25 protein-coding genes and 1 tRNA gene are annotated in these 26,970 nt (G+C 64.5%); 10 read left to right on the forward strand and 16 right to left on the reverse strand.

Features of this window, described 5'->3' with window-relative positions:
* Window positions 1–2: 2 nt before the first annotated feature.
* The 5 genes from BSIN_RS22400 to BSIN_RS22420 form a co-directional block, all read right to left on the reverse strand.
* Window positions 3–905: an isochorismatase gene (locus BSIN_RS22400; RefSeq protein ID WP_089342043.1), complete on the reverse strand. Its 903-nt coding sequence runs from the start codon at window positions 903–905 to the stop codon at window positions 3–5.
* Between the two features lie 53 nt (window positions 906–958).
* Window positions 959–2,593 carry a (2,3-dihydroxybenzoyl)adenylate synthase gene (locus BSIN_RS22405; protein WP_089342044.1) on the reverse strand — a complete coding sequence of 545 codons (1,635 nt, stop codon included), beginning with the start codon at window positions 2,591–2,593 and terminating at the stop codon, window positions 959–961.
* On the reverse strand, window positions 2,590–3,777 hold the full coding sequence (locus BSIN_RS22410; protein ID WP_218192443.1) for an isochorismate synthase: 1,188 nt from the start codon (window positions 3,775–3,777) through the stop codon (window positions 2,590–2,592). Before BSIN_RS22410 ends, BSIN_RS22405 begins: the two co-directional genes overlap by 4 nt.
* Before the next feature lie 60 nt (window positions 3,778–3,837).
* Window positions 3,838–5,955, reverse strand: coding sequence for a TonB-dependent receptor domain-containing protein (locus BSIN_RS22415; RefSeq protein WP_089342045.1), 2,118 nt, complete (start codon window positions 5,953–5,955; stop codon window positions 3,838–3,840).
* Window positions 5,956–6,099: 144 nt separating this feature from the next.
* Window positions 6,100–7,125 (reverse strand): helix-turn-helix transcriptional regulator, encoded by a 1,026-nt coding sequence (locus BSIN_RS22420; RefSeq protein ID WP_089342046.1) that lies wholly within the window; start codon window positions 7,123–7,125, stop codon window positions 6,100–6,102.
* 271 nt (window positions 7,126–7,396) lie between these two features.
* Between BSIN_RS22420 and BSIN_RS22425 the strand changes: the two genes are divergently transcribed.
* From BSIN_RS22425 to BSIN_RS22440, 3 genes are all read left to right on the forward strand, one after another.
* A complete protein-coding gene (locus tag BSIN_RS22425) occupies window positions 7,397–8,416 on the forward strand; it encodes an ABC transporter substrate-binding protein (RefSeq protein WP_256583945.1) in 1,020 nt (339 codons plus the stop codon).
* Window positions 8,417–8,629: 213 nt separating this feature from the next.
* Window positions 8,630–9,688: a FecCD family ABC transporter permease gene (locus tag BSIN_RS22435; protein ID WP_089342049.1), complete on the forward strand. Its 1,059-nt coding sequence runs from the start codon at window positions 8,630–8,632 to the stop codon at window positions 9,686–9,688.
* Complete coding sequence (locus BSIN_RS22440; RefSeq protein WP_089342050.1) at window positions 9,681–10,469, forward strand: ABC transporter ATP-binding protein; 789 nt, start codon at window positions 9,681–9,683, stop codon at window positions 10,467–10,469. Before BSIN_RS22435 ends, BSIN_RS22440 begins: the two co-directional genes overlap by 8 nt.
* Before the next feature lie 877 nt (window positions 10,470–11,346).
* Here BSIN_RS22440 and BSIN_RS22445 read toward each other — a convergent pair.
* The 5 genes from BSIN_RS22445 to BSIN_RS22465 form a co-directional block, all read right to left on the reverse strand.
* Window positions 11,347–11,422: transfer RNA gene (locus tag BSIN_RS22445), tRNA-Ala, on the reverse strand.
* An 85-nt stretch (window positions 11,423–11,507) separates the two neighbouring features.
* Window positions 11,508–11,876 (reverse strand): c-type cytochrome, encoded by a 369-nt coding sequence (locus BSIN_RS22450; protein WP_369828238.1) that lies wholly within the window; start codon window positions 11,874–11,876, stop codon window positions 11,508–11,510.
* Entirely contained in the window at window positions 11,873–12,673 is an 801-nt protein-coding gene (locus tag BSIN_RS22455; RefSeq protein WP_089342051.1) for a BON domain-containing protein, read from the reverse strand. The genes BSIN_RS22450 and BSIN_RS22455 overlap by 4 nt, the downstream gene beginning before the upstream one ends.
* Before the next feature lie 18 nt (window positions 12,674–12,691).
* Complete coding sequence (locus BSIN_RS22460; RefSeq protein WP_059516224.1) at window positions 12,692–13,270, reverse strand: SIS domain-containing protein; 579 nt, start codon at window positions 13,268–13,270, stop codon at window positions 12,692–12,694.
* 187 nt (window positions 13,271–13,457) lie between these two features.
* Window positions 13,458–13,925 carry a YraN family protein gene (locus tag BSIN_RS22465; RefSeq protein WP_369828242.1) on the reverse strand — a complete coding sequence of 156 codons (468 nt, stop codon included), beginning with the start codon at window positions 13,923–13,925 and terminating at the stop codon, window positions 13,458–13,460.
* A gap of 46 nt (window positions 13,926–13,971) precedes the next feature.
* Between BSIN_RS22465 and rsmI the strand changes: the two genes are divergently transcribed.
* On the forward strand, window positions 13,972–14,859 hold the full coding sequence (gene rsmI, locus BSIN_RS22470; protein WP_089342053.1) for a 16S rRNA (cytidine(1402)-2'-O)-methyltransferase: 888 nt from the start codon (window positions 13,972–13,974) through the stop codon (window positions 14,857–14,859).
* Window positions 14,860–14,962: 103 nt separating this feature from the next.
* On the opposite strand, the gene BSIN_RS22475 is transcribed toward rsmI, so the two are convergent.
* Complete coding sequence (locus BSIN_RS22475; RefSeq protein ID WP_059516220.1) at window positions 14,963–15,604, reverse strand: septal ring lytic transglycosylase RlpA family protein; 642 nt, start codon at window positions 15,602–15,604, stop codon at window positions 14,963–14,965.
* Between the two features lie 624 nt (window positions 15,605–16,228).
* On the opposite strand from BSIN_RS22475, the gene BSIN_RS22480 reads away from it, so the two are divergent.
* The 3 genes from BSIN_RS22480 (at window position 16,229) to BSIN_RS22490 (ending at window position 18,076) form a co-directional block, all read left to right on the forward strand.
* The gene (locus tag BSIN_RS22480) at window positions 16,229–16,873 is read left to right on the forward strand and encodes an MBL fold metallo-hydrolase (RefSeq protein WP_089342054.1); all 645 of its coding nucleotides are present in this window, start codon (window positions 16,229–16,231) and stop codon (window positions 16,871–16,873) included.
* Window positions 16,870–17,526, forward strand: a complete 657-nt coding sequence (locus tag BSIN_RS22485) for a 3'-5' exonuclease family protein (RefSeq protein ID WP_089342055.1) — start codon at window positions 16,870–16,872, stop codon at window positions 17,524–17,526. Before BSIN_RS22480 ends, BSIN_RS22485 begins: the two co-directional genes overlap by 4 nt.
* A 91-nt stretch (window positions 17,527–17,617) precedes the next feature.
* On the forward strand, window positions 17,618–18,076 hold the full coding sequence (locus tag BSIN_RS22490; RefSeq protein WP_004195771.1) for an Lrp/AsnC family transcriptional regulator: 459 nt from the start codon (window positions 17,618–17,620) through the stop codon (window positions 18,074–18,076).
* A gap of 6 nt (window positions 18,077–18,082) precedes the next feature.
* Here the strand turns inward: BSIN_RS22490 and BSIN_RS22495 are convergent, their stop codons facing one another.
* From BSIN_RS22495 to BSIN_RS22510, 4 genes are all read right to left on the reverse strand, one after another.
* Window positions 18,083–18,364, reverse strand: coding sequence for a hypothetical protein (locus BSIN_RS22495; RefSeq protein WP_089342056.1), 282 nt, complete (start codon window positions 18,362–18,364; stop codon window positions 18,083–18,085).
* A gap of 61 nt (window positions 18,365–18,425) precedes the next feature.
* Window positions 18,426–19,616: a cation diffusion facilitator family transporter gene (locus BSIN_RS22500; RefSeq protein WP_089342057.1), complete on the reverse strand. Its 1,191-nt coding sequence runs from the start codon at window positions 19,614–19,616 to the stop codon at window positions 18,426–18,428.
* A gap of 242 nt (window positions 19,617–19,858) precedes the next feature.
* On the reverse strand, window positions 19,859–20,152 hold the full coding sequence (locus BSIN_RS22505) for an H-NS histone family protein (RefSeq protein WP_089342058.1): 294 nt from the start codon (window positions 20,150–20,152) through the stop codon (window positions 19,859–19,861).
* Window positions 20,153–20,531: 379 nt separating this feature from the next.
* Complete coding sequence (locus tag BSIN_RS22510; protein ID WP_089342059.1) at window positions 20,532–21,242, reverse strand: HugZ family pyridoxamine 5'-phosphate oxidase; 711 nt, start codon at window positions 21,240–21,242, stop codon at window positions 20,532–20,534.
* A 324-nt stretch (window positions 21,243–21,566) separates the two neighbouring features.
* On the opposite strand from BSIN_RS22510, the gene BSIN_RS22515 reads away from it, so the two are divergent.
* Window positions 21,567–22,775, forward strand: coding sequence for an MFS transporter (locus BSIN_RS22515; protein WP_173678738.1), 1,209 nt, complete (start codon window positions 21,567–21,569; stop codon window positions 22,773–22,775).
* A gap of 291 nt (window positions 22,776–23,066) precedes the next feature.
* Here BSIN_RS22515 and BSIN_RS22520 read toward each other — a convergent pair whose 3' ends face one another.
* Window positions 23,067–24,167 carry an NAD(P)H-dependent flavin oxidoreductase gene (locus BSIN_RS22520; protein ID WP_089342061.1) on the reverse strand — a complete coding sequence of 367 codons (1,101 nt, stop codon included), beginning with the start codon at window positions 24,165–24,167 and terminating at the stop codon, window positions 23,067–23,069.
* Between the two features lie 481 nt (window positions 24,168–24,648).
* On the opposite strand from BSIN_RS22520, the gene BSIN_RS22525 reads away from it, so the two are divergent.
* Complete coding sequence (locus tag BSIN_RS22525) at window positions 24,649–25,341, forward strand: dienelactone hydrolase family protein (protein ID WP_089342062.1); 693 nt, start codon at window positions 24,649–24,651, stop codon at window positions 25,339–25,341.
* Between the two features lie 122 nt (window positions 25,342–25,463).
* A complete protein-coding gene (locus tag BSIN_RS22530) occupies window positions 25,464–26,957 on the forward strand; it encodes an amidase (protein ID WP_369828240.1) in 1,494 nt (497 codons plus the stop codon).
* Window positions 26,958–26,970: the final 13 nt, after the last annotated feature.

The following is a 26,970-nucleotide window of genomic DNA, read 5'->3' on the forward strand; positions in this document are numbered from 1 at the left end:
CATCATGCGAGCACCCCGGCCGTGCGTTCCAGCAGCGCGGTCCAGGCGGCGAGCGTCGGCGCTTGCGCGAGCTGCACGAACGACACGTCATGCCCAGCCTGCCGCCACGCGTCGGCAAGCATCATGATCCGCACGGAATCGAGCCCGTGATCCAGCAGGTTGTCGTGCGGCTGCAAATCCGGCGCATCGAGCTGCAATATGCGCGAGACTTGCTCGGCGACGGCCGCCAGCGATATCGGCGCGCCCTCCGCCATCGATGCCGGCGCTTGCGGCCTGGCCCGTACCGCACCGGCAAGCTCGTGCGTGCGCACGACCCGTCCGCAGCGTTGTGCGACGTAATCGAGCGCCATCTTGTGCTCATGCGCGGAGAAATCGGCAAGCGCATCGGCCACGAAAAACGGCTGAATGTCTTTCATGAACGCCTCGCTGGCCGTCATCAAGCAGCCGATATGCGCATAGACACCGCAAATCACGAGTTGATCGCGTTGCGCATTGCGCAGCATCGTTTCGAAATCCGAACGTTGAAACGCGCTGTATCGCCACTTGTCGAGCACGATATCGCCCGGCAGCGGTGCGAGCGCGTCGCAAATCGACGCGTGCTCGGGCCGCGCGGTCAGCCCCGGCCCCCACATGTCGGTCAACAGCCCGCGTTCGGCGGCCGTTTGCCGCGGCGATTGCGCGGTGTAGTACACCGGCATGCCGCTGGCGTGCGCGAGATCGATCAATCGCCGCGCGTTCGCGATCAGATCCGGAATCGGCGCGGCATCGCGATCGTAGAAATCGACGAAGTAATCCTGCATGTCGTGCACGAGCAGCGCCGCTCGCGACGCGTCGAAACGCCACGTCACGCGACTGTCGGGAATCTCCTCGGGCAGCGGATAGGAAGAAATTTTCGGAATGGCCATATCGATTATCGAAAAATTATTGGAGTCGTGAAGTCGTGAAAAACGCGTGCCGCTCAGCCGTCCATCGCGACGGCAGGAGCCACGCGATTCGCGATATCGGCACGCAACGCCTTCTTGTCGGTCTTGCCGACGGGCGTTTTCGGAAACGCGTCGACGAATTGGACGCGATCGGGAACCTTGTACCCGGCGACTCCCTGCTCGCGCAGGAAACGCAACAAATCCGCCGCGCGCAGCGTCTGATCGGCGCGAATCACATATGCACAGCTCTTCTCGCCGAGATACGGATCGGGCATCGCGACGAGCGCGGCATCCACGACACCGGGATGCGCAATCAGCCAATGCTCGATTTCCTCGGCCGCGATTTTCTCGCCGCCGCGATTGATCTGATCCTTCGCGCGTCCCTCGACGACGAGATAACCCGTGGCTGTCATGCGCACGCGATCGCCCGTCCGATAGAAGCCGTCCGCCGTGAATGCGCGCGCGTTATGCGCATCCGCGTCGTAATAGCCGCGTATCGTGTAGGGCCCACGCGTCAATAGATGCCCGACTTCGCCTGGCGCGACGGGGCGGTCGTCGTCGTCGACGATGCGGATTTCGTCGTCCGGCGAAATCGGCCGCCCCTGCGTATGCAAGACGACTTCGTCCGCATCGTCGAGGCGCGTGTAGTTGACGAGTCCTTCAGCCATCCCGAACACTTGCTGCAGTTTCGCGCCGAGTTCCGGCTCGATGCGCCGCGCCAGCGTCACGTCGAAACGCGCGCCGCCGACCTGCACGACGCGCAGACTGGCGAGCGCCGCGCGCCGCTTCGGCGCGGCGCTCAGCCACACCGGCACAAGCGACGGCACGAGCGCGGCGATCGTCACGCGCTCGCGCTCGATCAGCGCAAACGCCTGATCGGGGCTGCCGCTGTCGCACAATACGACCGTGCCGCCCGCATACAGCACGCCGAGCGTGCCGGGCGAACTGAGCGCGTAGTTGTGCGCGGCCGGCAACACGCACAGGTAGACGCTGGATTCATCGAGCCCGCAAATGCGCGCGCTCTCGCGAATGCTGTATAGATAATCGTCATGGGTGCGCGGAATCAGCTTCGGCGTGCCGGTGCTGCCGCCCGACAATTGCAGGAACGCCGGTTCGTGCGCGGCGGGCGCGACGGGCAGCGTGATCGCGTCGCCGTCGGGCAGCCCGGCGAGCGACAGATGTTCGCCCGCATCGCCGACGATCAGCACGTGCTCGAGCGTCGGCGAATCCGCTCGCACTTCACTCGCGAGCGCGCGGTAGTCGAAGCCGCCGTGCTGATCCGCCGCGATGTACGCGACCGCTTTCGCGTGCCGGCAGAAATGGCCGATCTCCTGCTTGCGATGCGCGGGCAGTGCAAACACGGGCAGCGCACCGAGCCGGAACAATGCAAACACGACCGCGAAAAACTCCACGCGGTTCGGCAATTGAACGACCACGCGATCATGCGGACGAATACCCAGCGCGGTGAAACCGCGTGCGACGCGCGTGGCTTCGTCGGCTAGCCGCCGATACGACCAGCGCGCCGTTGCGTCGACGAGCGCGATGCGCCCGCTGTGACGGCTCGCCAGCTCATCGAGCAGTTGCGCGAACGATTGCCCCTGCCAATACCCCTTGCGCCGGTATTCGGCAGCGACCTCATCCGGCCACGGCGTCCAATGCGCGAGCGTCATGCTGGAACCTCCATGGTCGAATCGATCGCCACCGCGCGATCGACGCCGATCGCATCGAGCATCGTGCGGAATTTCGCCGCCGTTTCCGCCAGCTCGGCGTCAGGACTCGAATCGCCGACGATGCCCGCACCGGCAAAGAGCCGCAGCGTTTCGCCATGCGTCTCCGCGCATCGCAGCGTGACGACCCACTCGCCGTCGCCGCGCGTATCGACCCAGCCGAGCATCCCCGTATAGAAGCTGCGATCGAATGGCTCGGCGCGCAAAATCGCTTCGCGCGCGCCACTGCGCGGATAGCCGCAAACGGCCGGCGTCGGATGAAGCGCGAGCGCGAGCGTCAGCGCATCGGCATCGGTTTCACCGACCACTTCGGTCGACAAATGCCACATCGTGCGCGTATGAACGAGCGACGGACGCGCAGGCACGGCAAGCTGCTTGCAAAACGGCGCGAGACTCTCCTTCACCGCGTCGACCACGACGCGATGTTCGTCGAGATCCTTCGTCGATTCGAGCAACGCGTCCGCACGCCGACGGTCTTCCACGGGATCGTTGCTGCGCGGCGCCGATCCGGCAAGCGGATTCGCCCGCAACACGCCGCCGAAGCGGCTGACGAGCAACTCGGGGCTCGCACCAACCAGCGTTCGCGCATCGCCCAGGTCCACCGAAAACGTATAGCCGTGCGGGTTGCACGCGGCGAGCCGCTCGACGAGCGCGCCCACATCCACCGGATGCTCGCCCGTCAGCTCCAGCGTGCGGGCGAGCACGACCTTGTCGAGCCGGCCGGCGCGGATGTCCGCCACCGCCTGCGCCACCGCCGATGCATACTCGGCCCCCGGCGGCACCGCGCGCGTCACGTAACGATCGTGAGCGGGCAGTGACGCGCGCACGCCCGTCAACGGATTGCCGCGCGACATCGAACCGACCACGCGCAGCGCGGCAGGGCGTTCGACATCGAACGGCACCGCGCCCACCACAGCCGCGCCGCCGCGCCCCTGCTCGCGGGCGTGCGACAGCGCGCGCCGCACCCGCGCGCCGAGCGGCTCGCCCGAATGCGGCACGGCTTCGACGATATCCTGCGCGATCAGCGTGTAGCGTGGCGTGGCGAAGAGAAACGGTGTAGCTGTGCGGTATGCGTCCGCTATATTTTGGATATCTGAATAAAATTCCGGATTGGAAAGCGTGCTCAAGTGTGACCTCCAGATTCGATCCGTCTGAATCGACGCACCGTGCGCGACGGCGCGCTTGCGTTACATTTCGGCCGTCAGGCTCACCGCTACCCGGCGGCCCTGGTCGAACAGCCAATTGCCGGACAAACCGTTTGCCCGCGCGCGATCGTCAACCGGCACCATTTTGTTGGTCAGGTTCAACAGCGCGAAATTGACCGAAAAATGCTTGTCGATCCGGTAACGGCCGCCGATGTCGAAGGTCGTCGTCGACGGCCGTTCGCGCACGCCGCGCGCACCGTTACGGAACGCGGCCCAATATTGCGAACCGGTGTAATTGACGTTCGCGTACAGATCGAGACGCGGCGCGGGCGTCCAGTCGACCTGCACGTTGAACATGTGCTTCGGCGTCTTGTCGAGCGGAAAGCCGTTGAGCGAGCTGCCGTCGAACGCCTTTTCGCCGCTGCCTTCACGGCGCGATTGCGTAAACGTATATGCGCCGGAAATCTTCAACTGCTTCGCCACTCTCGCGCCCGCGCCCAGTTCGACGCCGTACAGCTTCACGCGCTCGACGTTGTCGTACGTATAGATGTTGCGGCCCGGCGAACGCGGATCGGCCACGCCCGTGTCGTAGCTCGCGACCTTGTTCTTGAACAGATTGTTGAACAGCGTGATGCTCGCGTGGCTTTCGCCGCGGTCGTAACGAATGCCGAGTTCTTCGGTCAGACTCGTTTCCGGCTTCAGGCCCGGATTGCCGCAAAGCGTGCCCGGCACCGCCCCGGCCGCGCCGCCCGATGTCATGCAATAGCCGGCCGTGCTCTGGCGCAGCGTGGGCGGCTTGAAGCCGGCGGACACGCCGCCGCGCAACGTGAGCGCCGGGCTCAGCTTGTAGACGCCGTATGCGCGCGGGCTCACGTGGCTGCCGTAACGCTCGTCGTGGTCGAGCCGCACGCCCGTCGTCAGCGTGAAGCGGGAATTGAAGAAGTAATCGTTTTCGGCGAAAATCGCCCATGCATTGCGGCTCACGCTATCCGAATTGACGCCATAGCCTTTCGGCACCGCGTCCTGACGCCCCGCGCCGGACAGCCGCGACCAAATATGCTGCGCGCCCGCCGTCAGGATGTTGCGCTCACCCCACCATGGCACCTCGACCTTGCCTTCGAGCACGGTATCGGTAAGCGTCGGCTTCACGGCCGACGGCGCCAGCGCCGTCCATTGCGACTGCGTACCGCGCTCGCCGTACAACGACAGCGTCGAATTGCCGAATCCCCAGCGCCCGTTGTGCGTGATCCCCCAGTAGTCGCGCACGTGGCGCGTCTCGACGACCGTCGACGCCACATCGCCGGCAGACACCGGCGCGGTGCTCTTGCCCGGCGTGCTGAGGTAGCTCAGTTGCTCGCGCCCGACGTTCAGCGAGATATCCTGGTTGCTCGCGGGTTTCGCGTTCAGCTTCACGTCGAAGTTCGCGATGCGTTGCCCGCTTGCGCCATCCGCGCGGCTTAGCGGGAAATAGATCCGATCCTCGCCGCGATGCAGCGCGCGGCCCGATACCTGCAAGCCGAGCACATCGTTTTTCAGCGGGCCGCCGATCCAGAAATCCGCGCTCTGCGTGTCCCCCTGGTTCGATTCCAACTGGAACACGCTGCCCGCGGTGACCGTGCCGCCCCAACGCTTGGGCACCTTGCGCGTGATGACGTTGATCACCCCGCCCATCGCATCCGCGCCGTACAGCGACGACATCGGCCCGCGCACCACCTCGATGCGCTCGATCGCGGACAGCGGCGGCAGCAGATTGCCTTGCACGCCGCCGGTGCCGCGATTCATCGTCTCGCGCGTGCTCTGGCGCCGGCCGTCGACGAGGATCAACGTGTACTCGCCGGGCATGCCTCGAATGGAAATATCCATGTCGTCCGGCGACGAGCCGACGACGCTCACCCCCTCGACCTTGCTGACGATCTCGGCCACCGACGTATAGGGCTTCGCCGCGATGTCCTCGCGCGTGATCACCGAGATGCTCGCGGGCGCGTCCTTGATGGCCTGCTCGCGCTGGCTGGCGGTGACGACGATCGTCTTGAGCGCGACGCCGCTTTCAACCGGCGCACTCGCCGGCGCCTGCTGCGCCCATCCGGCCGACGCCCCCACCATAGACAGACCGGCGACCACGGCCGGCTTCAGCACAAAGTCTGAAAAATGACTCGACATGACAGCTACTCGATCGATAAATAGAATTGATTCTCATTTCCATTATCGAGAATGAAAGCTGCCGATAGATTTGTGAAAGATACGAAGTTGTTTGCGCCGTGCGCGCCGCACGCGCCACGCACCATGCCGGCCCGGAACGCCGCGTCAGTGCTGGCAACTGCGCCGTGCGAGCTTCGGCGTTACGCCGAAGCGGCGCTTGTACGCAGTCGCGAAATTCGCCGCGCTCGTATAGCCGGCAAGCGCCGCCGCCTGCTTGACGCTGACCGCATCACGCTCGAGCGCGACGCGCGCCCGCTGCAAACGGCTTTCGCGCAGGAAGTCGAAGATCGTCGTGCCGTAGACCGCCCGGAACTGGCGCTGCATCGCGTTCGCGTTCATCCCGGCATGACGCGCGATATCGTCGAGCGACAGATGGTGCGCGTGGCCGCTGCCGAGAAATGCGCGCAGGTCAGCCATCCGGCGATAGCCTCTCGAATCGAGCAGCGCAGCCTCCGGCGCCGCACCGCCCCCCGGCTCATCCGGATCGGCCTGCAGCGGCGCGAGCGCCTCGGCAAGCAAATCGAGCACCCGGCTTTCCAGATAGATCGCCTCCAGCAACGGCTGATACGCGGGCGGGCGCACGATCTGCTCGGCGAGCGCGATCGCGCGCGGCGTCGGCTGCCAGAAGCGCACCGACAGATGCGCGGACAGCAGCGAGTCGAGCCGCTGCGGCATGGCCGCCAGGCTCGCGGCCTGCACATGCCGCAACCATTCGCCGGATACGCCAAGGCTCAAGCGGCGGGCATAGGCGCCCTTGCAGACGCGCCGCCGGAACGTCTCCGGCTCCAGCGCATTGACGAGAAACGCCTGCATCTCGCAGCCGGGCACACGGCCCGCCGGCGGCCGCAGGTCGCGCCGGCGGGCGGTTGTCAGCACGATGCGCCGGTCGCCATACGACACGTCGAGCGCTCCTTCGAGCAGCAGCACCAGATACAACCCCGGTGCGCACTGCCCGGACATGATCGCGTCGAATTCGTCGATCGCATCGTCGGCGTGGATACGCAGGCCCGGCCGCACTTCGCGAACCTTCGCCACGTGCGCCGCATGCCCAGGGTAGCCATGTCCCGGCAGCTCTTGTATGTGTGCATTCACTTTCTTCACCCCCGTCCGGTGATCGCACTCCGTCGGCATTGCGACTCGGCAGCGCTGGGCGCCTTTCGCGCAAACCATTCCGTTGCCCGGCCAAACATCGGGCACGGTTGCAAAGGCGTCATTCCGGTTAGAATTAAATGAGAATAATTATCATTAATATCGTATCGGGAACAGCGTGAGAAACACAAGCAGATTTTGGCGACAGCTTTGCGTCGGCTTGGCCGCGTGCCTGGCCGTATCGTTCAGCGCGTGGAGCCGACCAGCGCATGCACAGCAGACTATCACCGATTTGGCGGGCCGCACCGTCCGCGTGCCTGCTCATGTCGAGCGCGTGCTGCTTGGCGAAGGACGCCTGCTGCCCGCGCTCGCGATCGTCGAGCACGGCGATCCGAGCCGCCGGCTCGTCGGCATGATGGGCGACTTCGAGCAGCTCGATCCGGCCAGCTATGCGCAGTGGCGCGGCCGCTTCCCGCATCTGCAGGAGGTGCCGCGCATCGGCCGCTCGCAGGCAGGCAGCTTCAGCGACGAGCGCGCGCTCGCGCTGCGGCCCCAAGTGGCAATCTTCGCACTCGGCGGCGGCCATGGCCCCGGCGAGCACGACCGGGAAACGCTCGCGCGGCTTGAAGTGGCAGGCGTTGCGATCGTATTCGTCGATTTCCGTCACGATCCGCTGCGCAACACCACACGCAGCATTGACGTGCTCGGCCGCATATTCGGTGCACCCGAGCGCGCCGCCGCGTTCAACGCCGAATGGCGGCAGCAGCTCGATCTCGTCACGAAGCGCCTCGCCACCGCCCGCCCCGCTGCACCGAGCGTGTTCCTCGAAAGCCGTGTCGGCCTTGCGACCGATTGCTGCGATACGATGACGGGCATGATGGGACGCCTGCTCGACGCCGCGGGCGGCGCCAATATCGCGAAGGGGCTCGTGCCCGGCGAACACGGCATGCTCAATCCCGAATATCTGCTGAGCCGCCAGCCGACGGTCTACATCGGCACCGCGATCGGCTCGATGCAAACTCTGGCGGGTGCGCCCCAGCGCATCGCGCTCGGCGCGGGCGTGCCGGCCGACGCCGCGCGGCGCTCGCTCGAGCGTTCGCTGAGGCGGCCTCAGATCGCCCCGCTGCGAGCCGTCCAGGAGGGACGCGCGCATGCGATCTGGCATCACTTCTACAACTCTCCGTTCAATGTCGTCGCGGTGCAAGCGATGGCCAAGTGGCTGCATCCCGAGTTATTCGCCGATCTCGATCCGCGCCACACGCTCGAACAAATGTACGCGCGCTACCAGCCGCTCGCACTCGACGGCGAATACTGGACGACCAAGGCGCCGTGAAATGACTGCATCGATATGCAATATGCATATGGCCGCCGGCCCGCACGGCTGGCGCGCCGCCGTCGCGCAGGATTGCCGCCCATTCCGGACGCCGTGGAAATACGTCGACCGCCCCGGCTATCCTGCCGCGGCACGATGCAGCACGGCGTGCGCACTTGCCCGCGCCCACGCCGCCTTCACGGCCGTCGCCACCCTCGCTGCCGGAATTTACCGATGAGTGCGCTGCCTGCTTCCCCGCCTTCGCTCAGAACGCGCTACCGCGCCGTCATCGTGCGCCGCATCGTCGCGCTCGTGCTGCTGACCGGCTTGCTCGCGGCGCTCGTCATCGTCGACATCGCAACCGGGCCATCGACGCTCACGCCCGCCGACATCGTCGCCGGCCTGCTGAACCCCGATAGCTTGCCGCTCGAACAGCGCGTGATTCTATGGAGCGTGCGGATACCTTATGCGTTGATGGCCGTGCTGGTCGGTGCCGCGCTCGGCCTGGCCGGCGCGGAAATGCAGACCATGCTGAACAACCCGCTCGCAAGCCCGTTCACCCTTGGTTTGTCCGCCGCCGCGAGCGTTGGTGCGTCGGTCGCCGTGCTCGCGAACTGGCACTGGCCGGTGTGGAACGAAAACCTCGCGGTCCCGCTCGGCGCATTCGTCACCGCAACGGGCGCGACGCTTCTCATCGTCTGGCTCGCATGGCGGCACGGCGCGACGACCGAAACCGTCGTGCTGTTCGGCATCGGCCTGATGTTCAGCTTCGAGGCGCTGCTGTGGCTGCTGCAGTTCATCGCCGACAGCAACGCACTCGAACAGATCGTGTTCTGGAGCATGGGCAGCCTCGCGCACACGAGCTGGAGCAAGATCGCGATCCTGGCGGTCGTACTCGCCGGCTGCGCGCTCTGGGCAAGCGGCCATGTCTGGTCGATGACCGCACTGCGCGCAGGCGAGGAACAGGCGCGCAGCATGGGCATCGCAGTCGAACGGCTGCGCCTCACGACGCTCGTGCGAATCAGCTTCCTGTCGGCAACTGCGCTGTCGTTCGTCGGCACGATCGGCTTCGTCGGTCTCGTCGGCCCGCACATCGCACGCCTGCTCGTCGGCGACGATCACCGCTATTACCTGCCCGGCGGCATGCTCGCCGGCGCGTTGATGATGGCGGGCGCGTCGATCCTCAGCAAGACGCTCGTCAGCGGCATCGTGCTGCCGATCGGCATCATCACCGCACTCGTCGGCGTGCCGCTTTTCATGACGTTGATCAGCCGGCGCAAACGTCATGACTGAACTGCTCATCGACGCTTTGAGCGTCACGCTCGGCCGCCGCCGGATTTTCGACAAGCTCACGCTGCGGCCGGTGCGGCCCGGCTGCATGCTGGCGGTGCTCGGGCCAAACGGGGTCGGCAAATCGACGCTGCTGCGCGCGATTGCGCGGCTCGTAAGCGCACGCGGCAACGTGTCGCTCGGCCGGATCGACTTGCTACATGGCTCCCACGGCGATCACGTCAAGCACGTCGGTTACTTGCCGCAGACCTTGCCGCAGGCATCGACGCTGCTCGTCTACGAGGCCGTGAGCGGCGCGCTGCGCGCGACTTGCGGCCGGCTGTCGAATGTCGAACACGACGCGCGCGTACAGGCCGTGTTTGCGCAATTGCATCTGGATGGGTTGGCGATGAAGCCACTCGATCGTTTGTCGGGCGGCCAACGTCAGATGGTCGGGCTGGCTCAGGTGCTAGTGCGGCAAACGCCGCTGCTGCTGCTCGACGAGCCGACGAGCGCGCTCGATTTACGTTGGCAATTGCTCGCACTCGAAGCGATGCGGAATGCCGCAAAGCGAAAGTCGGCCATCGTTGTGATCGCGATGCATGATCTCAATCTCGCGTCGCGTTTCTGTGACCGGGTGTTGCTGCTGGGCCCGCAGGGCGTGCTTGCGGATGGGCCACCGTCCGACGCACTCGAACCGGATCAGTTGAGGCGCGCGTATTCGGTTGACGCACGGCTTGAGCGAACCGCGAGGGGAGAATGTCTGGTGGTGGTTGAGCGGGCGGTGGTGCGGGCTGACGATTGACGCTGCGGAGTTCGTTGATTGCTCTGTCCGTTGCTCGCCATGCTGAGCGGCGACTGTGCTGTTCACACGTTGGAATTTTGAGCTAGCGCACGTGGTGCGCACACGGCGAAAGCGACGCGGCCCCCGCGCTTCTTAAAGGGTTTACCTGATGTATATGTATACATAGTAGGGTTAACAAGTACGCGCCGCCCCTGTGGAAAACTGTGATTTCTTCAATCCGATCAGTGAATAATCGATTCGATAACCCTAACGAATGCGCGTGAATATTCGCTGTGGGTTGAGGATAACTTTGACGAGCATGGCGCACGGACGCGCGTTATCAAGATTGGCTCCACAGATAAGCCAATGATTTATCCAGGGGATTTCCAAAGCGTTTTGTGAATAACTCGCGAGCGGAAAGCGTGGATTCGCCTGTGCGACGGCCCATGGCGGCTTGCGCCGCCAATGCCATTACGCCGTGCCTGCCCGGCATAGCGTATTCATTGCATCCATTGATTACCATCCGGCGAGCCTTCGCGAACCGGAAAAGCCTCACGCGTATTTCGCGACTGTTCTGGCAGGAATAGGACGACTGCGCTCTCGCGTAACAAGCGCGCAATACAAATTCCAACGGGAATGGGTATGGCTTAGAGGCGGATGACGAGGGCGCTCAATTGGTGTCTATTGCCCAGATACCGAGCGCAGAAATATAGTCGCCATACCGGGTACCCGTGTCGATTCGTTAACCGTCCGGGTAGCGGCAAGTATTCGATGTGCGCTGACGTTGCTCGGGCACAATTTGGTTTGCACCGCTTGGCGAAGGCTGTGGCTGGAGCTGGTTTAATGCCGGCAAACAAAAAGGGTTGCAGGCGATATACCTGCAACCCTTTGGAATTCTTGGTGGAGCGGAGGAGGATCGAACTCCCGACCTTCGCATTGCGAACGCGACGCTCTCCCAGCTGAGCTACCGCCCCCACACTAACAGCCCACGATTGTACATCATTTAGTGTGGATCACAGCAATAAATTTGTGACTCCACCCCCATTACTCCGGTATTGTCTACTTCGGAGCAGGCGCTCCTGCCAATACCCACTGAACAACCGACTTCGCATCCGCATCGTTCATCCGCGGGTGCGCAGGCATCGGAATCGCGCCCCAAACGCCCGAGCCGCCGTCCTTCACCTTTTTCACGAGTTTCGGCACCGCCTGCTGATCGTTTTTATAGCGCTCAGCAATCTGCATAAACGAAGGCCCGACGAGCTTGCGATCCACTGCGTGGCATCCCATGCATGCATTGCTGCGAGCAACTCTCACGCCGTCGCCTGCATCCGCGTGCGCGGGTGTGCCTGCGACCATGCAAGCGAGCGCCAGCAGTCCGAGCGCTGTTGCGGCACGCGCCGTCTGCCGTTTCATGGCCATCCCCATCATGGCTTCGCCGCCTTCGGATTCCCGGGATGCACACTGCTCGAATTGGAAATCGGCGCGGGCGCTTGCAATGGCGTCGCGGTCACCGTCGAATCCGGCACGGCGGCGCCTACGGTCGCGCCGTCCGTTGCCGCCGCCCCTGCCGACGCGGCCGATGCGCCGCTCGCCGGTGCGGCCGCCTTCAATGCCTGCGCCTCGGCCGGCTTGATGTACTGGAACACCTTGACGACCTTCTCGACGCCCGGCACCCGGCTTGCGACATCCGCGCCGCGATCACCCTCGTCGCTCGTCACCAGCCCCATCAGATAAATGTTGCCGCGCTCGCACACCACCTTGTAATCGTTCGCGGAAATACCCTTCTCGGCGATCATCGCGGTTTTCACGCGCCCTTCGAGATACGAGTCGTTCGCGCGATCCGACAGCGAACTCGCCGGCCCCACCGCGAGTTCGTTGACGATCGCATTCACGTTGTTGATCCCGCGCACGATTTCCTCGGCGCGCTGCTTCGCCGTATCGTTGGGCACCTCGCCTGTCAACAGTGCGCGGCGGTTGAACACCGTCACGTTCACATGCGAACCGTCCGGCAGCCCGTTGTTCAGTTGCGTCAGCGCCTTCACTTGAATCTCGCGATCCTCGGTCTGTGCGCCGAGCGTGCGGCGATCGGTCGCCACGAGCGCGCCGCCGCCCGCCGCCGCGCCGACCGCCAGAAGGCAGCCCTGCAGCGTCGTCGCGACGCAAGCCGCGAGACCGATTGCGAGCGTGGTTTTGACTAGCGTCTGTCTGACGCGGCTGTAACTCATCTACGGCTCTCCTTCGAATCAATCTTCGCCCAGCAGCATCGCGTCGATGCCGTCGCACAGGCAATGAATGGTCAGCAGATGGACTTCATGGATACGCATCGCCCGATCGGACGGCACGCAGATCTGGATGTCGGTGTCAGTGAGCGCCTTGCCGGTGCGCCCCCCGCCTCCGCCCGTCAACGCGACGACGATCATCTCGCGCTCGTGCGCGTCGCCGATCGCGGCGAGCACGCGCGGCGATTCGCCGAGCGGGTCGAGCACGAGCAGCACGTCGCCCGTTTGGCCGAGCGCGCGCACTTGTTGCGCGAAGATCTGGTCGGCATCGCCGGCAACGCCCGAGCGGCTTGCATCGGTATGAAGCGCAACGCCGGCAAGACCGGGCCGCTCGCGCTCGAAGCCGTAGACGAGCGCGGCGGCAAGCCGTTCGGCCGCGGCGGCAGAGGGGCCGTCGCCACATGCGACGATTTTGTTGCCGTTCGCAAGCGCCATGAACATCGCGTCGACGGCCGCGGCGATCGGTAGCGACAGCGCGTCGAGCGCGTCATGGACGAGCGAGGCGCTATCACGGATATGTTGCTGAATACGTTCGACTGACATCGATTCCTGTCGGAATATTGCGCGCGCGAGCGTGAAATCCGATCCGCTCGCGCAACATCATGAGTGCGGCGAGTTTACCGCACTCCGGCGCCTTCTCCCGGAGGTTGCCGCATCTCCTTACATCTCGACACAGGCTGAGGCGGTGATTCGACCGGTTCGCCGCGTGGGCGGCGTGGCGCGTGGACCGTCACGCGTCGTCGATCCGGAATGCGTCGCGCAGCCAGACGAGACGGCCGCCGTCGAAGCCAACGACATCGAAACGGCACGCGCAGGCACCACCCGATTTCGCCCAGAACACGTGCGCCGCAAGCGCGATCCGCTGCCGTTTGCGCGCGCCGATGCTGGCTGCCGCACCGCCGTAGCGGCCGCTCGTTCGCGCGCGCACTTCGACAAATACGAGCGTGCCGTCCTGCTCGCGCATCACGAGATCGATCTCGCCGCCGCGCACGATCACGTTGCGGGCAACGAGCACGAGGCCCGCGTGCTCGAGATAGCGTTGCGCACGCGTCTCGAACGCGGCGCCGATCGCACGCGTGGCGCCCACTGCCGCCATCCGGGCACGGCCGTGCACCGGCGCTGCTTTTGCTTCCGTTTTTGCCTCCGCGTTCGCCGCCGCGCCGGCGGCCGGCCGGCGGCGCGCCCGCGCATGGCACAATGCGGAGCTTCTTCCGTTTGCGCCATCCGTGGGCGCCTTTCGTGTCATGACTTCCCTCCTTGAACTCGCGCATGCGCAGCATTACCCGGCGGGCGCGCTGTACATCGTCGCGACGCCGATCGGCAACGCCGCCGACATCACGCTGCGCGCGCTTCACGTGCTGACGCTTGCCGACCGGATCGCCGCGGAGGACACCCGCAACACGGGGCAGCTTCTCGCACGCTATGGCATCTCGAAGCCGCTCGTCGCGATCCACGAACACAACGAGCGCGCGGCCGCACTGAAGCTCGTCGACTATCTGCGCGCGGGTGAGCGGATCGCCTACGTGTCGGACGCCGGCACGCCCGGCATCTCCGATCCCGGCGCGAAACTCGTCAACGCGGCGCGCGCGGCCGGCTTCGGCGTGATTCCGTTGCCGGGCGCGAGCGCGGCGGCCGCGGCCGTGAGCGTCGCGGGCGATTGGGCAGGCATGTTCACGTTCGCCGGCTTCTTGCCGTCGAAAGCCCGGCAGCGCGACGCGGCGCTGGCGCAACTGAAAACCCATCCTTACGCGCTCGTGTTCTACGAAGCGCCGCATCGAATCGTCGAGACGGTCGAGGCGCTCGCGGCGGCGCTGGGCGGCGAACGCCGCCTGCTGATCGCGCGCGAGCTTACCAAGCTACACGAGGAACTGTTCGAAGGCACGCTGGCCGAAGGGCCAACCTGGCTGCGCGCCGATGCGAACCGGCAGCGCGGAGAATTCGCGCTCGTCGTCGAAGGTGCGCCGCAGCGCAACAGCGACGACGATCAAAGCGCGCACGACGCGCTGCTCAGCATGCTGCTGGAAGAATTGCCGCTCAAGAGCGCCGCGAAGCTTGCGGCAGCGCTCACGGGCGCATCGCGCAATGCGCTCTATACGCGGGCGCTCGTGCTGAAAAAAGCGACGGACGAGTAAACGGCGGCGCGTCGTCGGCCGAATTCGGAAGGAAAAGAGCAAGGGCCGCGCGAAGCGGCCCTTGGCGGCAATCGATGCGACGCGCGAATCGCGCGTTTCGCCGTTATTTGACGGAATTCGCCGCCAGCATGTCGGCGCGTGCCACGCGGGCCTCTTCCGGCGACAGCCCTTGAACCTTCACGCGCGCGATACCCGAGTGAACCAGCCCGATCACCTTCGCCGCCGCATACGACAGATCCAGTATCCGGCCGCGCGAGAACGGCCCGCGGTCATTGATCTTCACGACGACGGACTTGCCGTTCGCCTGATTGGTGACGCGCACGTAAGACGCGAGCGGCAGCGTGCGATGCGCGGCCGTCAGTTCGTTCATATTGAAGCGTTCGCCGTTCGCGGTGCGCCGGCCGTGAAAGCCGTCGCCCTTGCCGTACCACGATGCCTTGCCGACCTGGCTGAAGCCCGACGCGTCCGCCGCATCGAGCGGCTTCGCGTCCGCAAGCGACTGGCGCTTGGCGTCTCGCGAGCCGACGGGCGGCAGGGAAGCGAGCGCGGTATCGAAGCTCAGCGGCATGCCGTTCACATCCGTATTGTCCTTCGCTGAACCTGAGGCGCTCGCCGTGCGCAGCGCGTCCTTTGCGGACATCGGCTGCGTCTGCTCCGCGGTCGGTGCGTTCGGCGGCATCGCGCAACCTGTCAGCGCGAGTAATGCGGCCAGCATCCCGACCTGCTTCGGTAATCGAAATTTCATCGACGTGTCGCCTGTTCTGACGGGCCGCCTGCTACGTTCATATTCGCGGCCCGGACGGGTACACCGATCCTCGCCGCGTCAAGACGCGGGCGACGATCTGCATGGATGCGGCTCACGTACTGCCGCAACCGTCCTGATTAGCTTTCACGTCTGGCACAACCTGTCCCCGGCAGCCTGACCAGACCCCACATGCCGCCAACCGAACATGGCTAAGGCCATGTTCGTGCGCGTCGTTGACTCAAACGCGCAGGAACGGCGGCATAGGCCTCACCCGACGTCGCGGCAGCGTGGCCGCAGCAGGCGCGCCGCGCCTGGCCGGATAAGACGTGAGCACCGACGAATCGGTACTGGATGCACCGCCGGTCATCGGCGGGCAATTGCATGGACGGCACTCCGGAACCCGTTGCAAAAACACCACAAATAGAGTTCCAGCATGCCTATTGGCGGCGTGGTTTCCCACGCGTATTGGACGGCATTATACATAAATGAAAATTGCGGCCTCACAAATGGCGCGCTTCGACCATTGATTCTCGCTATGGCTGTAACAATCGACATTGAGTCGGCGCGCGTCTGCACCCGCGCTTTCCGGCCGGTACAATCGGGACTTTTAGCCGGCGCCCGCCCATGAAAGTCACGCTCGTTCCAGTCACGCCGTTCCAGCAGAACTGCTCGCTGCTCGTCTGCGAAAACACGGGGCGCGCGGCCATCGTCGATCCCGGCGGCGACCTTGGGCGCATCGAGCAGGAAGTCGCGCGGCAAAATGTTCAGGTCGAGAAGATTTTGCTCACGCACGGCCATGTCGACCATTGCGCGGGCGCGAAGCAGATCGCCACGCATTACGGCGTGCCGATCGAGGGGCCGCACGAAGACGAACGCTTCTGGATCGACATGCTGCCGATGCAAAGCGAGCGTCTCGGCTTTCCAGCTGCCCAGTCGTTCGAGCCGGACCGCTGGCTCGACGACGGCGCAACCGTCTCGTTCGGTGACGAAACGCTCGAGGTCTACCACTGCCCTGGCCATACGCCAGGCCACGTCGTATTTTTCAGCCGCGCGCACCGGCTCGCGATCGTCGGCGACGTGCTGTTCGCCGGCTCGATCGGCCGCACCGATTTTCCGCGCGGCAATCATGCCGACCTGGTCCGCTCGATTCGGGACAAGCTCTGGCCGCTCGGCGACGACGTGACCTTCGTGCCCGGCCACGGCCCTGTCTCGACGTTCGGCGACGAGCGCCGCACGAATCCGTTCGTCGCCGACGGAGTCGCGCAATGACCGCCGACACGGCCGCCAGCCCGGAAATCTACGTCAGCACCGATGTCGAAGCGGACGGGCCGATTCCCGGCCCGCATTCGATGCTGAGTTTCGCGTCGGCCGCGTACACCGAAGACAAGACGCTGATCGCGACGTTCTCCGCGAATCTCGAGTTGCTGCCGGGCGCGGCGCCGCATCCGGTGCAGGATGCGTGGTGGAAGACGCAGCCGGATGCCTGGGCCGCATGCCGGCGAGATCTGCAATCGCCCGAGGTGGCGCTCACAGCCTATGTCGAATGGGTCGAAGCGTTGCCGGGCAAGCCGGTATTCGTCGCGATGCCCGCAGGTTTCGATTTCACGTTCATGTTCTGGTACATGATGCGTTTCGCGGGGCGCTGTCCGTTTTCGTGGTCGGCGCTGGATATCAAGACACTCGCGTTTGCGTTGACGGGGCTGCCGTACCGGAAAGCGATCAAGCCGCGCTTTCCGAAGCACTGGTTCGATGCGCATCCGCACACCCATATCGCGCTCGACGACGCAATCGAGCAAGGCGCGCTGTTCTGCAACATGCTTGCCGATCTGCGCGTGTTGCAGCGCACCGCGCGAGCGCCTGCCGCAGCGAGCGCTCAATCGGGGGATTTAGTGGAAAATTCCGTCGTCATCCCAAAAAATTAGCAAATATCGCTCAATTTTACCGCTTCGGATTGCCTTTCCTTTCACCCGCCTCTACCATTGACAAATAGTTGCAGCCGCCCTGGAGGCGCAGGTGACACTCGATACCTTCTCGCAAAAAATCCTTCGGCTGCTGCAGCTCGACGCGCGCCGCTCCGTGCAGGAAATTTCCGATCAAGTTGGACTTTCCAGCACGCCGTGCTGGCGCCGCATCAAGGACATGGAGCAGTCCGGCGTGATCCAGCGTTACACCGCGCTCCTCGACCGCGAGAAACTGGGGCTTCATATTTGCGCGCTTGCACACGTGCATTTGACCCGCCACAACGAAGGCGGTGTAGAACAGTTCGAGCGGGAAATCGCCACCTGCCCCGAAGTGACCGAGTGCTACAGCACTACCGGTGAGGCCGATTACATCCTCAAGATCGTCGCACCCGATATCAAGGCCTACGATATCTTCCTGCACGAGCGAATCTTCAAGATTCCGGCGGTATCCCAAGTGCGCACGAGCGTGGTGCTGCGCGAGATCAAGTTCGATACGCAATTGCCGCTCTAATTTCGATTATTGGGCGCCTTTGGGATGGATTGCGGCATTGGCATACCGCAACAGCGATTCGGCTGGCTTGGCGCGTTGGGTTGATTCACGCGTTTCTGTGTCCGCTTTGTGCCAGATTTTGCGCTTGCTCGAAGGCTTTATCGCCATATGGCTGCACTGCAATACTTCGCCGGAAAATCCGCCGAACCCATTTGCACGAGAAGCAGCCCGCTCCCGAAATCGAAGCAACCGGCGCGCAGCGGCGCGCACGATTGCGATCTCGTTGCGGAAAACCGTATCGGCGCCCATCTTGACTTAGCCCGTTCGTCAATCTGTCCGAGCTGCCGATTGGCCGATGCCGTTCGGATAATCAAGCCGGCCGGTCCGAAACGGCGGGGTCGCGTGCCGCAAGCGCGCGCGATACGCCGATGCGCCGCGCGCCGAAACGCCGCCGCAACGCTTCGATATCCAGACGAAGCGCCGCCGCATTGTCGCTGCGCGGCTCTGCGCACGCATCGGCGGCCAGCGTAATGTCGATCTCGAGCCCGGTGCTCAAGTAATGCAGATCGATGGTGCTCGCGCGTAATCCCGCATCCGACAGCGCCGCCTCGATCTGCCCCTCGATCTGTTCGCGAGACGGCAGTTTGAGCGCCGCGCTACGCGCCACATCATGCTCCGGATCGACGTGGATCAGCGCGTCGAGCACCCGCTTATCGGTAAGCACACGCGCACGCGCAGTCTCCGCGATGTAATGCCCTTCCGACACCGACACGAGTGGATCGACAAGGATATGCGCATCGACGAGCGCCGAATCGCCCATCTTGCGCGTGCGCAATTCGTGCACGTCGCGAACGCCCGGCGTTGACGTGATCAGCGCGCGAATCTCCGCCGACGCGTCCGCGTCGAGCGCGCGATCGGACAGATCCTGCAGCGCATCCCAGCCGAACGTCCAGCCCATGCGCGCCACCATGAAGCCGACGATGGCCGCGGCAATCGGATCGAGCAGTCGCGCGCCCGCCAAGCTGCCGACGATGCCGATCGCGACGACGAGCGACGAAGCCGCATCCGACCGCGCATGCCACGCATTCGCCACCAGCATGGCCGAGCGCACGCGCTGCGCTTCGCGCAACATGTAGCGGAACAGCGCCTCTTTGGACGCGAGCACGGCGGCCGCGACAGCCAGTGCGCTCGCATGGACGGGGGGAATGTCTTCCAGACGGACAAGCCGGTCGCCCGCGCGCCACAGCATGCCCACGCCGACCGCTATCAGAATCGCGCCCAGAAAGAACGACGCAACGGTTTCGTAACGGCTATGGCCATAATTGTGATCGGCATCGGGCGCTACTCCGCTATGCCGGTTCGCGAACAGCACGACGAAATCGGATACCAGATCGGACAGCGAATGGACGCCGTCCGCCACCAGCGCTTGGGAATGCGCAATTACCCCGATCACCATCTGCAGCGTCGCGAGAATCACGTTGACCGCAATGCTGACGAACGTGGTCTTACGCGCAACGGCCTGTTTATCTGTGCCGGCCCCGTCGTTTGAAAATATGGACATGAGATCTAACAAATGCGCGAAAGATATCGCAATTCTATCAAGCTCAACGCGAAAACGATCAGGCTTCGATAAAAAAACCATAAAAATCAATCGCTTATAAAAACGCAACGCATTTTTATTTACAATCAAACATGACAATTTCGTGACAATTGTTAAGAGCTGATACTAATTTGAAAACGCAAAAGGCCACGCTCCCCACCAGGGGGCGTGGCCTTTTGATCCGACAACCGGAATCTTGGCGTTTAGATCGCGAATTGCTCGCGATTCTTGCCGGCAATCCAGCGCGGCGGTTTTCCGCGGCCCGACCAAGTCGCACCGGTTTCAGGATCGCGGTATTTTGCCGCGACGCCAGCCCGGGGACGCGCTGCTTTTCCGGCTTTACCACGGCTAAGGCCGAGTTCGGCAAGCGTAAAACCATAATCAGCGATCTTTTGTTTCACATCGCCCAATACTTCAGCGTATTCGCGCGAGCGAGCTTCTTCGATCTGCTTCTCCAGCTTTTCCTGCTGGGCCAGAAGATCCTTGTACGAAGACATAAATTCCCTTTTATATGACCAAATGGCACCACTCTTTGGTGGCTTGCCATCACAATGTAATGATGCCTCGGATAATTGGATCGAAGATTAGCACAAAACAGAATTGGGTGAATACTGAGACATCGAAATAAATGTTGTATTTTGTGATTCGATTGTCTGAATTGGCCAGCATCTGCTAGTTCCGAAGTTATTGAGAGTCTTACAAGCGGATTAGTTGATTACAGCACATAATTTAAGCTCGCAAAGTGCGCAACCGAACAGTACTCCCGATTTGGAAGTTTTCATCAAACGAAAGGTTTTCGCTTTGAAAGTACGATTTCACATGTTCAGTTTAAATACGAAACCTGTCGCAAAAGCGTTCAAAATCGTAAGTTCTTTTTTAAGCCGGTGAAACAGTTGCGGCTTCCCGCAATGCAGCGGCAAGCGCGTCAATGTCCATTTTCGGCGAATCGAATGGCGTGCGCCGCCGGATTCCGTGCCAACGCCAATCCGCACCATAGCGATCGACACCCAGCAGTTCGAGTTTGGACCTCTGCTGCTGCGATGCAACATATTCATCCCATTCGTCCCATAATGCGCGCTCGTCGTCGTAACTGACAGGCGCGAGCGGATCGAGCGCGGCCGCATCCAGCCAGCCCATCCGACCAAATCCGCCGATATAGCGCAGCCGCTCGCACGTCAGCGCCCAGAACGAAAAATCGCCAAGCGCGAGATAGCGCGCGGCGTCCGGGTGATAGCGCAGGTAGCGAGCGGCCACGTGCGCATCGGTGCCGACCGGCTCGATGCGGCCAACGAGCGTCGCGCGTTCAGCGTCGAGTACGTCGCTCTCGGTTGCATCGGCGGTTGCGGCGCCCAGGCCGTCGGTGACGAGAAACCCCACGCGCGGATCAGCCATGAAATTGCGCGTGTGTTCGGCAAGCCCGCTCACCAGCATGATGGGCCGATGGTGCGCATCGAGCGCGTATGGCATGACGCTCGGATATGGATAGCTCGCACCCTCGGTGCCTTCGAGCGGGCGAGACTGCGTGGCGAGCGTGCCGAATTTATTGCGATGCAGTAAATGAAGTGGCAGGACGGCGGGAATATTCACGTGGAAGCCCCTTATAGAAAAAAGAACGAGCCGGGGAACATGACCGGATGCGGCGGCCGGCAAATATCGACAAGCCCGGCCGGTTGCGCGATCGGCTCGACGTATCTGCTGCCACGCGCGGCACGCCAATCAGAACCCGCGGCCGCGTTTGCGTTGAGACTAGCCGATAACTCAGCATCGCTTGCCCGCGCGCGTGGCGCAACCGGGTCAGCCAAGCGGCGGACCACACGCTCCGTTAGAATCGGCGCTGATCTTCGTGGAAGCGCGCCGTAAGCTGCGAGCCGTTTCCCTCCCGTTCATCCCGCTGCCTTCGACGAGTTTTCTGTGTCAGACCAGTCGCCCGATCTTGCCTCTTCCTGCGCGATTCGTCGCGGGCTTCCCGCGTCGACGCGCCAACGCGCGCGTGCCGCGACCATGGCGCTTTTTTTTGTCGCCGGCATGATGTACGCAACCTGGGGCGTGCATGTGCCGACTGTCCGCGACAAATTCGCACTGTCGCCGGCGCTGCTGTCGTTCGCACTCCTCGCGGTCGCGGTCGGCTCGATCGTCGCGATGACGACCAATGCGCGCTGGATCGCGCGCGTCGGCTCCCGCACCGCGTGTCTGGCGGGCGGCATCGGGATGTGCGTATGCGCGGCGCTGATTCTGGTCACGCCGACTTATGCGCTGCTGCTCGCGGTGCTCGCGCTATTCGGCTTTTCGATGGCGACGCTCGACGTCGCGATGAACGCCGAGGCGAGCGCCGTGGAAACCGCATTCGACAAGCCGATCATGTCGATGTTGCACGGCATGTTCAGCGCGGGCGGGATGGCGGGCGCGGCGGCGGGTGGCGCGCTGCTGTCCGCCGGCATGGCGCCCGCCGCCCATCTCGCGCTTGCCGCGCTCATCAGCGCGACCGTGCTCGCCGTCGCCTGCCCGGCGGTGTTGCCGCACGTCCCGCATGCCGCCGCGCACGGCAACGGCCCGCGCACGAACCGCTGGCGCTCTGCCGCGCTGTGGATGCTCGGCGCGATTGCGCTCGTCGCGCTGATCGCGGAAGGCGCGATGTACGACTGGGCCACCGTCTATATGCGCGACGTGGTCGCCGCGTCGCCGGCGCTTGCAAGCGCAGCCTATGCGGCGTTTTCGGGCGGAATGGCGGCAGCGCGCTTCGCGGGCGATGCGGTGCGCGCCCGTTTCGGCGCACCGCAGCTCATCTGCGCGAGCGCGGCGCTGGCGTGCATCGGCATGGTCGGCGCACTGCTGATGCCGTATCCGGCCGTCGCGCTCGTAGGCTTCACGCTGATGGGGCTCGGCCTCGCGAACATGATGCCGGTGCTGTTCGCCGCCGCCGCGCGCGTCGAAGGCATTCATGCGGCCGAAGGTCTTGCGCATGTCGCCGGGCTCGCTTATTTCGGGCTGCTGTTCGGCCCGGTCGTGATCGGCGCGGTCACGCAAGCGGCCAATTTGTCGATCGGGCTGTCCGTCGTCGCGCTGTGCGCGGCGTTTGTCGCGTTTATCGCGCCTAGGGTGTTGAGCCGGTTAAAGATTTGATGCGGCTTGACGGGGCGACGGCACGCCGTCGTTTGCCGTTCCGTGGCCGGCGCGCCTTTCGTCCGGAAGCGTGGCGTGAGCTTTTACGTTGCCGCTCGAACTTGAAGCAGCCGCGAACGGCGCGGCGGCTGTGCGTGCCGCCGGGCCGTCATGTCGTGATTTCGACAGGCAAGCAACCGGCTAATCCATGCGCCGGGCCGTTTCGCGGGCAGCCCGCCGCCTATCGCGCAGCCGGCGCGTATTTTTGCCGCGCCGACCGCGCGGGTGAACCCGGCGGGCGGAATCGAGCAGTCAGTCGGCTCGCGCCGGCGCGTGCGAAACCGCCGCCCGCCATTCGGCATCGAGCGCATCGACCAACTGAGCGGCCGTTTGCTCGGCGCCGCGCCGCCGGCCGAGCGGCGCGCCCTGGCCCGACCATAGCGACAGATATTCGCCGTCGCCCGCGCGTGCGGCCGCCTGCCGCAATTCCTGCGTCAGCGCATTTTGCACCGGATAGGGCGCCACCGAATCGGGTTGCGCCGACAACCGCGCGATCAACGCATTGCGAATCCCGCGCGCATGCCGACCTGTGATCGCGCGCGTGACGGTCGTCGATGTATCGCTGCTCGTGGCGATGCGGGCTTTCCATGCTTCCGGCGTCGCGCTTTGCGCGCACGTGATAAAAGCAGTGCCGAGTTGCGCGGCCTGTGCACCGAGCGCAAGCGCGGCCGCCATCCCGCGTCCGTCCATGATTCCGCCCGCCGCGAGCACGGGCAATCCGGTCGCGTCGACGAGTTGCGGCACGAGTGCGATCGTGCCGATCAGCGCATCGTCGGCCGCGCCGATGAACGTGCCGCGATGGCCGCCCGCCTCCGCGCCTTGTGCGCAAATTGCGTCCGCGCCCGCATCGCGCCAGGCGAGCCCCTCGGCGACATGCGTGGCCGTGCCGATCACATAAGTGCCCGCGGCCTTGAGCCGGTCGACATCGGCACGATCGAGCGCGCCGAACGTAAAGCTCGCGACCGGCACGCGCGCAGCGACGAGCGCATCGAACTGCGCGCGAAAATCCGGCGCGTAACGCGCAAGCGGCGCGCCGGGCGGCAGTTCGAATGCGGCGCGCAACGGATCGATCACGGCGAGTGCGCGGCGCACGGCCGCCTCGTCCGGATGCACATCGGGCAGGACGAACAGATTGACGGCGAACGGCCGGCTCGTCGCCGCACGCACTGCCGCGATCTCGGCCGCGAGCTTGTCGGGCGAAAACGACCCGCCGGCGAGACTGCCGAGCGCGCCGGCATTCGAGACGGCCGCAACCATTGCGGACGTCGTCACGCCGACCATCGGCGCTTGCACGAGCGGCAAGCGCAAATCGAAGCGGGCGGCGAACGGGGTAGGATCAAAGCGGGAAATCATCGCGAACCTCGACAAGATAACGCCGCGCACGAGAGGGATCGGCCGGTATGGGGACTGTACCCGCGTGCGACGCGGCTGGAAAATGAATAATCCAGATCGATTCGATCGCGTAGCGAGAAGGCAGAGTGTGCGACGGATGGCTGCGGCGCTGCGTCGGCGCGAGTTTGATGGCACACTAGCTCGCCGTTTTCCGACCCGCGGGACGTGGCCGGTTCTGGCCGGAGACGGGAGAGCGGGAGAGCACGGGATGGGAGTTGGCGCTGAAGCGTTAACTCCCGTCGACCGCCGTAGGACTGGGGTAGCTGCTGAAGCATCACTCCAGCCAATCACGGCATGGGACGGGAGTAAGCGCTAAAGCGCTAACTCCCGTCGACCGCCGTGAGGCTGGAGTAGCTGCTGAAGCACCATTCCAGCCAATCACGGCATGGGACGGGAGTAAGCGCTAAAGCGCTAACTCCCGTCGACACACAGGAGATTCAGCATGGCGTCACAATGGATCGATATCCCCGCAGGCAACGATACGTTCGGCGGCTATCTCTCGCTGCCCAGGCGCGGCAAGGGCCCGGCCATCGTCATCATCCAGGAAATCTTCGGCGTCAACAGCCACATCCGGTCGGTCGCCGACCAATATGCGGCCGATGGCTACGTCGCGCTCGCCCCCGACGTGTTCTGGCGCACGCAACCCCGCGTCGAGCTGGGCTATGAAGGCGCGGACCGCGACCGAGGCATCGAGCTGCTGCAAAAAACCAACGTCGCGCAAGCCGTCGCCGACGTCGGCGCAGCCGCTGCGGCATTGCGCGCACGGCCCGAGGTCGAAGGCAAGCTCGCCGCGATCGGCTACTGCTTCGGCGGCCGCCTCGCGTATCTCGCCGCGTCGCAGCAGCACGTCGACGTCGCAGTCGCCTATTACGGCGGCGGCATCCAAAATCACGTCGATGCCGCCGCGAAAATCGCGCAGCCCATTCTCTTTCACTACGCGGGCCACGATACGTCGATCCCGCTCGAGGCCGTCGATAAGATCAAAGCCGCGTTCACCGGCCGCGCGAATGCCGAGTTTCATCTGTATCCGCACGCGCAGCACGGCTTCAACTGCGCCGAGCGCGCTTCGTATGATCAGCGCGCCGCGGCATTGGCCCACGGCCGCACGCTGACTTTTCTCGCCGAGCATCTGTAATCTGTCGCTTCGATGAAATCACCATAAGCCATCACCACGAAATCGGCGAGCATGCATTCCGCGCGCCTGCGCCCGGCGTCGGATCGCACCGTTCGCCGCGTTCGACCACACGGGGGATCGCCTTGCTGGCCGACTATCTGTCACATGACGCAATCGGGCTCGCGCAGCTCGTCGCTCGACGCGAAGTCAGCGCACGTGAACTGCTCGATGCAGCAATCGACCGCGCCGACGCGTTGAATCCGGCGCTCAACGCAATCGTACTGAGCGACTATGCGGCCGCGCGCGAGCGCGCGGCACAGGGCGCGCTGCTCGGGCCGTTCGCCGGTGTTCCGTATCTCGTCAAGGATCTCGGCGCCGCGGTGGCCGGGCTGCCGCTGTCGATGGGCAGCCGGCATTACCGTCATTACGTGCCCACCGAGGATTCGCCGCTCATCGCCCGCACGAAGGCCGCCGGGTTAAACATTTTCGGCAAGACCAACACGTCCGAGTGCGGACAGGTGCCGTACACCGAATCCGCGCTCTTCGGCGCATGCCGCAATCCGTGGAGTCTCGATCACACGCCGGGCGGTTCGAGCGGCGGAGCGGCGGCGGCGGTCGCCGCCGGCATCGTGCCGCTCGCCCATGCGTCCGACGGCGGCGGCTCGATCCGGATTCCCGCGTCATGCTGCGGGCTGTTCGGCTTCAAACCATCGCACGATCCGGCCGCCGCGCTCCGGGCCACGCCGGGCAATCTCGTCGTCGAACATGCGATTTCGCGCAGCGTGCGCGACAGCGCGTTCCTGCTCGACGTGACGTCAGGCCGGGCCGCGTCAGGCCGGGCCGTGTCGGGCGATGCCGCCGTGTACGGCGGCCCCTATCTCGATGCGCTCGACACGCCGCCCGCCTCGCTCAAGATCGGCTACATCACCGACCCGATGCTTGCCCCCGCGCTCTCCCCCGACGTGCGCGACGCGCTCGACGACGCGGCCAAGCTCGCCGCGTCGCTCGGCCATATCGTCGAACCGGCGTCGTTCAATATCGATTTCGAGCAGATCGGCGAGGTATTCCTTACGCTATGGGCCACCTTCGCTGAAGCAGCCGTACTCGACGCGCAGCAGATGACGGGGCGCAAGCCCAAGCGCGCCGAGTTCGAACCGGCGACCTGGGCGATGGCTCAGGTCGGCCGCCGGTTCGCACGCGAGCAATTGCCGCGCGCGCTCGAACTGCAGCGGCAGATCACGGCACGCGTGGCGGGCGTCGTCTCACGCTACGACGTGATTCTGTGCGCAACGCTGGCCGGGCCGCCCGTCAAGATCGGCGAGCTGTTGCCGACGCCGGTCGAAACCGCGCAGATGAAAGCGGTCGGCATGCTGCCGGTGAAGCCGCTGCTGAAGCAGATGCTGGTACAAACGTCACGAAAGGCGTTCGCGTGGGCGGGTTGTACCGAGCTTTTCAATCTGACCGGGCAGCCGGCGATGTCGGTGCCGCTTTACTGGACGCCGCGCGGGCTGCCGGTCGGCGTGCAGTTCGTCGCGCGGCATGGCGACGATGCGCGCCTGTTCGCGCTGGCGCATCAGCTCGAACTCGCGCGGCCCTGGTTCGACAAGCGGCCGCCGCTCGCGCGCGCACAGCCTTAAGGCCGCGACGGCG

This window comes from Burkholderia singularis (genome assembly GCF_900176645.1).
GTDB lineage: Bacteria > Pseudomonadota > Gammaproteobacteria > Burkholderiales > Burkholderiaceae > Burkholderia > Burkholderia singularis.